Here is an 11,592-nt window from a genome sequence, read left to right on the forward strand (position 1 = left end):
CGCGCCAAGATGCGTCGGCCTCACACAATACCGCTGTCCCGCCAAACCTTCGATCACTTGAAGGAACTGCGCGAACTGACGGGCTGGGGCATCTGAAACAACGCAGTTCAGCGATCAGCCCCGTACCCCCTATGAAATCCTCCTCAGCCGTGAGTTGTGCCTTTGATCTCGCCACCTCCCAGATCGGACGCAAATGCACACCGCACTCCGTTCGTGATACACTCAAGGCACTTGGGGATGAGCTTTGCACCTCTCCCAAAGACCGCAAAGCCTGGTCCCTAAACCTCGGCCATACGAACGAAAAAATCACGGAAATCTACTATGGGAAAATGTCGGACCAGCAACGTCGCAGCATTATTGAAGGGCTTTCTACTGGTGGTTTGCTGACCGCCAAGGAAAACGCAATGGTGCTCGACTTCTATGAAAGCCGCTTCGAACGCGGCAGTGACGAGTACAACATGGCCAAACGTCTAGCCGAAAGGCGTGCGGCTGCTCGCGACGGAAATGAGGTGCTGGAGTAGGGGCAATTGCTGCGCTGGCCACGAACGGCAGAGATGCGCGGAAAGCAGACTTTGGAAAGTGCAGCAGATTGCTCCAAACGGTCATTGCTTCAGATAGCAGCGTACGTCGGCTATGAGCCCAAACCAACCGATGTTGCTGAAAGCACCAATGTCAGCGATGCGCAGAAAGCAGACTTTGCAAAGTCCGGTTGACCACATTGTCCACCAAAGGCGACAGTTCTGCTTCGCGACTGGGCTATACATAGCCCTCAAAGCGTATTGTTTGCGGGACTTCAGTTGCACCGTTTTCCTGAGCGAGTAGGGCGCGTGCTGACGAAAAGGTAGCAAGCGCAAAAAGAACAAGAAGGGCCTTTATCATCGTAGCACCTCGGATCCGGGTTTTGAACTTGGGCCGGGGTTCACAAATGATCGCCCCGGCCAGCGTCAGGGCAAACGAGGTAGTTCTTGCCCTGAAACATCGTACTTTCGTCTAGTTGAGAAGATCACCGACGATGCCGACGGCATCGACAACAGTAGACAGATCATTCGTAACTTCGAGGACTTCGCCATCGACCTGAATGTAGCGGTTTCCTTTGCCGGGCTCCCCCAGCTTCCATTTGGAAAGGTCCCCAATATCCTCGAACTCCAGGTCAGATGGGAGCTTGGCACCGCGCGTGTAGCGCTTGATCTGTCCAGGTGGTACAGCTTTTGGGCCTTTGCCGGGTTTGTCTTCTATCTGAATGCTGACATCACCGTTCTTGCCCCCCTTGTTCGGCTTTTTACCCTTGTTGTCTTTGGCATGGGCATCGCTGCCTCCAAGGATGAAAAACACAACTGCTAAGGCTGCAAGAATTCCGTATGCAATCTTCATAGATTGTTCCTTTGCTTCCCAACTTCATTCGACCGGCGTTGAAAATTCCGGCACGCGCTTGATCTCTCTTAGTTGCCCTTTGGCACACCCCTTAGTGACTGCCTTCACCCCGCATTAGAAAACGATCCGGGTTCTTAGACCGAACAGGGTAATCCGGTCCTGATCGGGATTTAGAAGCGGGTCGGAAATGAATTGTACCGATGGCGTGATCTGCAGTCCGGGTGAGATTGAAAAGCGGTAGAAAGCTTCAAGCGTGAACTGATCGCCATCTATGCCTCTTGCTTCGGCCCAGTTTAGGCCCAGACCGGCCAAATCGGTGTTGCGACCATAGTAACCGAGACCGGCAGAAATCGACCGTTCATAAAGCGCTGCGGTTCCCTTCGAGGCCCCTGCACGGAAGAACGGCATCCATTTATTGTCAACAAACCATGCGGCGGAAAACGCTGCGCCGTAATCTTCTGCTCGACTGCCATCGTCAGCCGCATCCGCATGCCAGAGGGTCAGATGGATATTGTCGAAGTAGATGCGATCAAAGCCGGACGTGTACCCAAGTTCGAGCGACTTGAAGAGATTGCCGTCGCTAAACACATCAAAGTTTGGATCGGACGGGTCGGCGTTTGCGTCTGATACGCTGGCAACGGCGTAGAGGTTCTCGCTCAGCTTTACCCCACCGGCAATACCAAGGCCTTGGTTGGGCGTGTTGATTGTCGGGTTGGTATTGAAAGACAGGTTTTGAAAACCACTGTAGGGGCTTACCAACCCGTAGATATCCACAAAGTCCGTTACATCAATCTGGCCGACTTGCAGCGCCCACGACCCATTCTCAGCCCTTTGGGTCCAGAACAAATTGGTCAGAAGCAAACCGTTGTCATTGAAGGCTGTTCCCGTGATTGAAAGGGCTCCGCCATCCAGCCCGAGAAATTGCGGAGCAACGTCAGTATAACTGTGCCTGTCTTCGATCTTGAATGTCAGAGACCCCCGTTCAGTTGCCTGCCAACTGCCGTAGAACCGCGCAATTCCGCTGGCTGCTTCGCCGGTTCCCAGATCAGCATCCGTGGTTTGGCCCAATGCCAGGTAGTCAATGTTGAACCGAAAACCACCCTCAGCCAGTCGGTCTTTCCACTGAAACCAACCCGGTGCGATGTTGCGTGGAAAATCGGAACGATATTGCGGATCGGTGAGCCCGTCTCCGGGCGCAAGATCGGCTTCGACTGAAGATGGCCCGGATAGTCCCTGAGCCGACGCTGCGCCAGCAAATGCAATGCTCAATGCGGCAACCAGAAGTCTTATCATTTTGACGCCTGTGCCCCACCGGTCTTGCGATTTCCTGCCGCGCGGATGAGATCAGCAGCACGCTGCTTCCATTCCAACCTGTCTGCCTCGGTTTCCAGAGTTTCGACACGTTCCGCCTCTAGCTGGAAAGTCGCATTCATAGGCATGAGGCCATCCACAACCATCATATTATGAACGGAAGGATCGATAGTCAGCGTGCCTGTCAGCCGAACGGGTTCGTGGAAATAGCTAGGCGCCCAGTCCCCGTTCAACCGCACACGGATCATCTGGTTAGGCGGAGGTGGAGGCATGTGGCTGCACATCCCTCTTTCTGGCACCAAATACGCCACAGGCCGGCCGTCCGGATCGCTTGGAGCAGGAATGGCAAAGCCCGCGAGTGTGATTGTTCTGCCGTCGAATTGCGGGTTTCCGCTCGTTCCAGCCTTTCTTCGACGTTCAGTCACAACCTCGCGCTGATCGAGTAACCAGTCGACGTCAATTCCGTCTGACACCAAGGCGTCTTCGGTCTCTGCTAAAAGCAATTGCCATTTCTGCCGTTCTTCGGCGCTGCCAACCTCCTGCTGCAACCTGCCGCGTATACGCACAACGAAAAGAACATCGTCGAACTGTTCGGGGCTGAGTTCACGATAGGGGTCATCAAAGACCTGCGCAGACGGATCTGGCAGATCTGCCCAGTCCAACGCGGTTCCAGGCGTCGCCGCAGCATCATAACCGCACAAAACCAACCCTGCGAATACTGCGGAGCAAAACCAATTTCGCATGAATGCTCTCCGGCTGCTTTATCTGGTCAATCCAGTGTGTTTTTGTAGATCACACCGTCCTTCATGATCAGGCGGATTGTTTCCGGGCTGTCCGGCCTCGGGTCCGCACCGAACCACTGATCGCCTGTTCCAACGACAGAGAAGTCTTCGAGGGGGTTGCCGTCTATCAGCAGGATGTCGGCATAGGCGCCTTCTTCGATCACACCCAGTTTGCCTTCCGGATAGGGGTTCATGAAATCACCGCTAAGTGCCGCGATCTCGCCACCTACCGAAGTTAGGGTTACCATCGACGCATAGGGGCCGAAGAAATGGGTATTCAGATGTTTCTCGTAGGCGATCTGGATGTTGCACGCTTCGACCGAGCCGACGCAATCGGTTTGGAAACCGCGCGGCGCCGGGCATTCCTTCATACTTGGAATGTAGGCTTCGAAGGTCGCCGAGGCCGATTTGGCCTTCCTCAAACTGTTGGGGTTGTTTTTCACGGAAGGAACATCAAGTAGGCCTGGATCAAATGCTGTGATGTTCGTCGTGATGTACGCTCCTTTTTCTTTCATCAAAGCAGAAATCTCGCAGTCAAAGTGAAATCCGTGTTCAATGGTTCTGACCCCTGCATTCAGGGCATTGATGATCGCTTCTTTGCGGTAGGAATGTGCCATGACATAGGTGCCGTACTCGTTGGCAACCTGAACAGCGGCCTCGATCTCTTCTTTCGAACCGGCGAGCAACTGCCATGGATCGAATGCCGAAATCACCCCACCTGATTGCATGAACTTCAATTGCGTGGCACCCATGCGCAGGTTGTTGCGGCCATACATGTAAATTTCGTCAACACCGTTGACCTGTTGGGCCATATTCAGAGTCCCAAAGTTGGTCACCCCACCCGGCGGAGATGTGAAGGATGCGAAATCGGCGTGACCACCACGTGTTCCGAGAAATGCCCCGGAAGGATAAAAGCGGGGGCCGACGATCTGGCCGGCGTCAATTGCGCGCCGCAGCCCGCCGCCAGCGCCCCCGGCATCGCGAACGGTCGTGAAGCCCTGCATCAGGTACATTTCGGCCATCCGGGTCCCGTGGATGGCGAAATCCTCCCAGGTCGAGTTGGTTTCCATCTCGGCAATCGATGGCCCCATGAGCATCAGGTGCGCGTGATTCTCTATAAAGCCCGGTGTCAGAGTGCGCCCACCGCCGTCGATAACCGTCGCGCTCGGCGCATCAATGGCATCGGTTGAGACGGACTTGATCAGATTGCCCTCGACCAGAACACTGGCATTTTCAATGCGTTGCTCATTCACACCGTCGAAGACATGCACGTTGGTAAACAGCGTTTGGGGTTCTTCTTGATCCTGAGCCTGCGCGGTCGCCGAAAAAGAAAGAACTGCCGCGACAATTGCCGTCGAGCAAAGAGACATTCGTAAGCCGGACATAAGTACTCCCTTCATATTCATGTTTTGCCAACTATAGTCTGGAATTCATTGGCTCGGTTGCCCCTTTTGAATTAGGATGTACGAATGTGACTGCAAAAATGGCCACTTCTTAAAGCTAATCCAACAAGGGTTATGAGCTTGCCTTTCAACTCCACCTCCCGAGAGCATAGCGAGGGCTTTGTTCGCCTCTCTTTAGCCGCTCCCTTTCTGCAATATCTCACCGAACGTAAGATCAATCCGCAACCAGCATTGGATCAGGTCGGCTTGAAAGCTGAACTGATGACTAACCCATCCGTGTACGTTCACTCCGAGTTGGTTTACGGCTTGGTAAATGCTTTCTCAGAAGTATCAGGGGATCGATACCTAGGACTGAATGTAGGGGAAGCGTTTGACCTACAAGGATGGCCGCCCTTCGCTCAAGCCTTGCAATCTACAAAAACGCTGTTCGAGTTTTTTACCCGCTTTGTTGAGCTCGTGCCGCAGGAGTCCAATTCTGTGCGGCACAGCCTTGTCATTGAAGCAGACAAAGCGACTTATCGTATCGAGAGGCAACAGGAACCAACCGTCCCACCCATTCAGGTGACCGGTTTTGGTGCCGCAATCTATGTACGCCTATTGCAGACCGTCGTCGGAGATTCCTGGGACTCTTCCCGTGTGCGATGGGAAAGCAGATACATCAATGGGCTGCCTATCGACTACAAAGGGATCGAGGTTGGCCTTGGGACTGATCCCGGAATGCAAATTAGTTTTCCTGTGGAATGGTTGTTTTTGCACCACGTCTCTGAGGGTTCTGCCAAGCCCATAGCATCACTTCGACAAGATGAAGAAGTAACCGTGGTGGCAGCTTTGCGATCTGTCTTACGCGACAAACTGGATGAAACCGATTTGGGACCAGAGATGGTGGCTGGAATGCTGGGAATACAACCGGAACGGTTTCTGAAAGCGCTTCAAAAACAAGGCACAACGCTACCGCGCGAAATCAAACGGCTGCGTATCGATGTCGCCAAGGAGCACCTCAAACAAAACCAGATGACAATTGCAGAGATCGGACTGATGCTCGGCTATTCTGACAAGTCCCATTTCACTCGCTTTTTCCGAGGTCAGACCGGAATGACACCGACCAAGTTCCGAAGCAAGTAAATGTGGTCGAGCCAAATGAACGCTTCGAAGATTAGGTCCTCGTGGGATCAGTTCGGAGAAGTTGTAGTGCGACGTTGAACAGGTTAGTCGACGACATGAATGGTTGGTTGCCACCGCCGATACAACCTCTGCAACTGGCCGTTTCGTTGTGTATTTCGGAGTTAGCAAAGCTTGGTTGCGAAGGTCCGCTTCGGGCTGCCTCCAGTCACTAGTGCGAACAGTGGTGAACGCGGCTTCGAGCCTAGCGCCGGTAATTCGCTGGAGCGGTAAACCCTCCATTCCGAAGTTTTATTGGGCCGCAGCCAGCGGTGATGCCGCCACGGCCCACGTGGTAAAACGTCAGTTCGTTGGGGTCACATCGACTAACGTTGGTTCGCGATCACCGCTGGTTTCAAAGACGATCATCTCGTCTCCCATAGCTCCGAAGTCAATCTGCTTCATATCGACCATATGCACCGTTCTGTCGTACATCGTGTGATAGTAGTAGACGAGGTTGAGGGAGTCCGCAGCGGTCGTGATCTGAGTTGCGCTGTAAAGCAGGTCGTCCGACTGCACATCGTCTTGAGCGCCCTCCGCTGCATCGGCCGGAATGTTGAAATTATCCAGAATGCGAAACGCCTCGCGCACGGTGTCATAGCCACCTTGCGTCTCCCGCGCCGTCTGAGAAAAGGCGACTGCGCGGACGAACCGGGATGGGGGTGTGAAGTCGCCTGGCAGCCCTATCATTCCACTCCCAGCGCCAAGGGGCGCGAAAGTAACGCCACTTGCCTCAACTTCCGGAAGCCCAAGGGCCGACAGGTTTACGTAGTTGTTAAGGTTCGTCATGTGCCAATCGTAGTTTGGCGAATTGGTGATCACGCCAAGCGGAGCATCGAAAATCGTCAGTTCACCGTCAATGTACTCGACAACGATCCTTCCGCCGAACCGGTCAGCAACCAACATATGAAATGGGAAGGGAAATCCGAGAGTCTCATCTACGACCCCGACAACACGGACATTCGCCAACCCGGTGGCAGCCTCTTCAACTGTCTCAAATTGGGAAAGGACATAGCTGGCTAGCAAATCGCCGGGAATCGTGTTGCCGGAAAGGTCAGGGTCGTACTCCTGATACTCGGTGAAGCCGGGCAGATAAAACAACCCGGCGGTCAACCCAGCTTCGTTGATGCCATCTGCGGGAGCCCCATGATCCAACATGCTGATACCGACCATTCCAAATCGGCCGGTCCAGTTTGCTCCGTCTCGCTCATCTGGCATTTCGCCTGCGGTATAAGTGAAACCTCGCGGAATAATGTTGATCTTTGTCTCAAGATCGAACGGCCCCCATTCGGCGGTCCTTGCGCGAACGATGCTTCCATCCTGCCCTGTCAACATGATGCCAGTGCATCCCCAGGCCATCGATACTGAAGCCACAAAGGCTATGGTCGCTTTTGGTAATATCCGAAATAGCTCGATATGACGCATGGTCGTACTCCAATTGGACTGATCTGATCTTATGAACTCGCTCGACCAAGCTACCACACCGATTCTCAAGTTGAATGAAGTTTGCATGATCTTCAAATAGGCAAGAAAGTCCGCCTATTCCTTCCGTCGGACTTTGCAAAGTCCGACTCTGAATGTCTGGTTTGGGCTGCCATCGGTCACAGATGAGAAGAACTACGGACTGATAACATTAGATTGGATATTTCGAAGTGAACCTTCGTTAGCGACGTGAAATGCGTTAGTCATTCACCTTAATTCTAGGTTTCGCCAGCCAATAGGACGTTTTGCTCGGTTGTGTGTTTCAGCGCAAGTTTGGGAACTTGCAGGCTTAGCAAAATGCCCAGGCACAAGTTTTGGTCACAAAAATCTATTCGTCTGTTAATTTTGGTTCAGAGGAATTGGTTTAGCTAAAAGGATCACATCGACTGATGAAGCGGAAAATTGCTGCGATCCTAAGCCTCGATGTCGTCGATTATACCAAGCGCATGTCAGAGGATGCTGAGACCACGCTGAACACTCTACAACGCATTTTGGACGATGTGATCAGACCGTTGGTCCATGAAAACAAAGGACGAATATTCAAGCTGATGGGAGATGGTGCTTTGGTTGAGTTTGTTGCAGCCACAGACGCAATTAATGCTGCCAGCCAGATTTTCAATCAGATGAGAGATGAAGACGTAACACTTCGAGGAGGTCTCCACGTTGGCGACGTAATGCCAAATGGCTCAGACTTGTTCGGAGAGGCCGTGAATGTTGCGTCGCGCCTTCAGTCCAGCGCGCATATTGGAAGTTGTCTCGTCAGCAAGACAGCTGCTGAAGTTGCGGGAACTTCGCTGGCGGTTGCTTTGCGACCAGAAAGCTCGATACGGTTGAAGGGAATTCCAAATCCAGTTGAAGCCTACTCTATTGATTTAGATGGTGACAAAAGACGCGCAAAGAACAAGCTGCTGGCTAGCTCTCAAGACGTCCGCTTTGCAAAATCAAAAGACGGTACAACGCTTGCCTGGACATCCACTGGAAGTGGTAGAAAGTTACTGGTCACACCAAACTGGCTTAGGCATCTGGAATACGATTGGACGATGAACACCATCGCCGGGTGGTTGCCGCTGCTTTCTGAAAATCACTGCCTTTATCGGTTTGATGGTAGAAACAATGGCTTGTCCCAGAGGGGCGTGCAGGATGTGTCTTTGAATCGGATCGTCGAAGATGTTGAGGCCGTACTGGACGCAGCCGGGATCGAAAAAGTTCCACTGTTTGGCATTTCTTTTGGGGCAACCATTGCCGCGGCTTTTGCCGCAAATAATCCTGACCGTGTTTCGGGGTTGGTTCTACTCGGTGGATTTGCACAAGGACTCGCGGTGCGTTCACAGCCCGGAATTGCCGCGCTTGGGCAAGCAATGATGGATATGAGTCTTGAAGGCTGGAACGATGAATACCCTTCTGCAAGAGACTTGATGGCGCAATCATTTGCTCCAACCGCAAGTCCGCATGACCAGCGCACTTATGCAGAATTTATGAAAGTGGCAATGGACCATCAGGATTGGCTCAAGATTGGACCACTGGTCGCAGGGGTCGACGTAACCGATCTACTTCTGCGGATCACCTGTCCGGCTCTGGTTATGCACGCTAATCGAGACAGGATGCACAGTGTTGAACAAGGTAGGATTTTCGCCTCCGGCATCCAGAAGGCGCGCTTTATTGGCCTTGAGACAGCAAACAATACGATGCCAGAGTATGATCCTGCCTGGCCTAAAGCCCTAGTGGAAATAGAGCGTTTTTTGAATTCAATTTGAGCAGTGTACGTTGTTCATCGCCAAAACTTTATTGTTCGAAGGTAAGAGGATGCCGTGCGCCCTTCGATTTTCGGTACTGGAATTTAAAAACTCTAGGCTTCTCATCATCGACCGCTTTGTCCTGATCTCGGAAATTGCAAAGTCTTGTTGCGAATGTCCGGTTTGGGCTGACTGCGGTCCTTTGGACTAAAAATGCGGACGGCTGCAAAGTCCGCATCGCGGGAATTGCAAAGTCTTATTACGAATGCCCGCTTAGGGCTGACTGCAGTCATTGCCGCCAATAAGACGAATGCCCGTTAGGTCCGCTCCGCGGTCATTCAGACGGAACGCAGCGAACGGCTGCTCTGAGCCCATAGCAGCCACTAAGTTGCGCTAGCTTTCGAGGCGAGAATTGCACTCGACTCGTTATTTACTTTTGAATTTCCGTAGAGTGCTTCCTGCAGTAGCCATTTGCGAACGGCGCGGACAGCTCTGCGTCTTCCCGCGCGTTGGTTCGTTGCTAGGTAATAGCCTCCAAAATGAAGCTCTATGTCATTCAGGCGAACCAACGCTCCTGTTTCTTCCTCAGTTTGACATAGGTGCTGGTCCATTAGAACCGCACCCAGCCCCGCAACCGCGGATTGGATTGCTAGGAGAGCCCCCAAGGGCTTTGGCAGATTAAGAACCGGAACCTCTTTCAAGCCAGATTCGCGAAACCATTCCGGCCAGAGGCGGAACGTCGCTTCTTCTATCAGCGCCCCTGACGCCAACACTTCAAGATTCAAATCTGAGCCTGTGCCCGGGGCAAAGCTTGGAGCAGAAAAGGCACTGACGAGAGATGGGAACAACAGGTCGTACCCTTCGGATGGATCGACCCGCAGATATCTCAGGCCCAAGTCAAAATCATGCGCTTCAATGTCCATAACATCCGTTGTTATCGAGAGGTTCAACTCTATGTCGGGATGCGCAGCTTTTAATCTTGGCAGTCTTGGTACTAGCCATTTTTGTGCCACTGCACTCTCTGTTGTCATTGTGACAACACCTTTGGGTTCGGCGGTCAATGCTTCCGTCGCCTCGGCAATTCGATCAAGAGCAGGCGTAATCTGAGCCAAGTAGTCTTGCCCTTGCTCCGTGAGTGCGACACCAGATTTTTGTGTTCGGAAAAGATGTACATTCAGCCGTTTTTCCAACCCACGTATGTGACGGGAAATCGCTGAGTGCGACACGTTTAGTTCTTCGGCTGCACTGGTAAAGCTACCCAACCTTCCTGCGGCTTCAAAGGCACGAAGAGGATTTAGAGGGGGCAGGTTTCTTGGCATGGGGCATTGTGACTGTTTGGAACAATCCATGTCAAGAAACGGCGTTTGTCTGATTAGCCGTGTGCTGAGATTTTATGGGAGCGGTCAACGATGGAGCCTACCATGAAATATGCAGATACACATGAGTTTACATCACAATTTAAACCCGCGATCTCCTGCTCAAAGAGCCCAAATTCGGTCCGCGAGAAGATCAAATTTAGTTTCAGATCATTGTTTGCTCCGCGACTAGATCCCACGCGGTTGACCCGGGTTGAACGGCGTGAAATGGGCATCACAGAGCACGATATCGACTGGCACAACGCCTTACATGGTCCCTTGGTCAAATGAAAAGAGCAGCATTTTTTGCTGACCAAATAACCAAGAACGGCCTCAAACCGCTCTCAAATGTTACTGACCGGCGGCAGCGCCCGCAAAGCGGGCGCTAAAGCATGTGTCAGCGAATGATCAGAATATTGCCTTTAATGTTCAAACCTATGAAGCTGGCTTGGTGTCAGATTGATCTAAAAGCTCGTATCATACGAATGACTAGTTTTTGAGGGCGTAGTTGTGTTCGAGGTCAAAATTGGCCTCTACATGGTGAATCACCGTGGTTAGTTCACTGCAGATGCAGGCGAGGCAATTTCGCCACTGGGGGTACTATTCGGGGTATCATTGAGTATGAGTATATATTTCGTGATTAAAAATATATACTTACCTTATTTTATGTATTCCCTTCAGCGCACCAAAACCCCTAATTTATCAAATATATAACAATTTTTTAATATGTTTTGGCTAGTTTTGATCCACCCTACTAGCCACCCTTTTGACGGTTGAGAAATATTTCTCAAGGCCAGCGCGTATGGGAAAAGTATGAGAGCGCAAGGTTCAATGAGGCTAAGCCGAAAAGTCTACAAATTCATAACTATCATTCTAAGCGACTGAGCGAACCTGTTTTCGATCATATGTCTAGCCCCCTCGTTCGGCACCACTAAATTGAGGTTTCTCTAATAAGGTTTCAGGCACAGGTGGGCGCATGTTCAGAGCATGATGTGGC

Annotated in this window: 9 protein-coding genes; 3 read left to right on the forward strand and 6 right to left on the reverse strand. The window is 52.0% G+C overall.

What is annotated here, in order from left to right:
* Window positions 1–131: 131 nt before the first annotated feature.
* Window positions 132–521, forward strand: coding sequence for a hypothetical protein (locus ACR0MI_RS23290; protein WP_170611806.1), 390 nt, complete (start codon window positions 132–134; stop codon window positions 519–521).
* Between the two features lie 469 nt (window positions 522–990).
* Here the strand turns inward: ACR0MI_RS23290 and ACR0MI_RS23295 are convergent, their stop codons facing one another.
* The 4 genes from ACR0MI_RS23295 to ACR0MI_RS23310 all read right to left on the reverse strand — a co-directional run bounded on the left by ACR0MI_RS23295 (window position 991) and on the right by ACR0MI_RS23310 (window position 4,864).
* Window positions 991–1,371 carry a hypothetical protein gene (locus ACR0MI_RS23295; RefSeq protein WP_170412890.1) on the reverse strand — a complete coding sequence of 127 codons (381 nt, stop codon included), beginning with the start codon at window positions 1,369–1,371 and terminating at the stop codon, window positions 991–993.
* A 114-nt stretch (window positions 1,372–1,485) separates the two neighbouring features.
* Entirely contained in the window at window positions 1,486–2,664 is a 1,179-nt protein-coding gene (locus tag ACR0MI_RS23300) for a carbohydrate porin (RefSeq protein ID WP_170337128.1), read from the reverse strand.
* Entirely contained in the window at window positions 2,661–3,425 is a 765-nt protein-coding gene (locus ACR0MI_RS23305) for a DUF3299 domain-containing protein (protein WP_170412886.1), read from the reverse strand. Before ACR0MI_RS23305 ends, ACR0MI_RS23300 begins: the two co-directional genes overlap by 4 nt.
* Before the next feature lie 26 nt (window positions 3,426–3,451).
* Window positions 3,452–4,864: an amidohydrolase family protein gene (locus tag ACR0MI_RS23310; protein WP_480855711.1), complete on the reverse strand. Its 1,413-nt coding sequence runs from the start codon at window positions 4,862–4,864 to the stop codon at window positions 3,452–3,454.
* A 117-nt stretch (window positions 4,865–4,981) separates the two neighbouring features.
* On the opposite strand from ACR0MI_RS23310, the gene ACR0MI_RS23315 reads away from it, so the two are divergent.
* A complete protein-coding gene (locus ACR0MI_RS23315) occupies window positions 4,982–5,989 on the forward strand; it encodes an AraC family transcriptional regulator (RefSeq protein WP_170570605.1) in 1,008 nt (335 codons plus the stop codon).
* Between the two features lie 339 nt (window positions 5,990–6,328).
* Here ACR0MI_RS23315 and ACR0MI_RS23320 read toward each other — a convergent pair whose 3' ends face one another.
* The gene (locus tag ACR0MI_RS23320) at window positions 6,329–7,537 is read right to left on the reverse strand and encodes a linear amide C-N hydrolase (RefSeq protein ID WP_170817424.1); all 1,209 of its coding nucleotides are present in this window, start codon (window positions 7,535–7,537) and stop codon (window positions 6,329–6,331) included.
* 359 nt (window positions 7,538–7,896) lie between these two features.
* Here ACR0MI_RS23320 and ACR0MI_RS23325 point away from each other — a divergent pair, with 359 nt between their 5' ends.
* Window positions 7,897–9,261, forward strand: a complete 1,365-nt coding sequence (locus tag ACR0MI_RS23325) for an alpha/beta fold hydrolase (protein ID WP_170517493.1) — start codon at window positions 7,897–7,899, stop codon at window positions 9,259–9,261.
* A gap of 362 nt (window positions 9,262–9,623) precedes the next feature.
* On the opposite strand, the gene ACR0MI_RS23330 is transcribed toward ACR0MI_RS23325, so the two are convergent.
* On the reverse strand, window positions 9,624–10,559 hold the full coding sequence (locus tag ACR0MI_RS23330) for a LysR substrate-binding domain-containing protein (RefSeq protein WP_170817423.1): 936 nt from the start codon (window positions 10,557–10,559) through the stop codon (window positions 9,624–9,626).
* Window positions 10,560–11,592 lie beyond the last annotated feature (1,033 nt).

It is taken from the genome of Ruegeria sp. D4 (assembly GCF_056534475.1).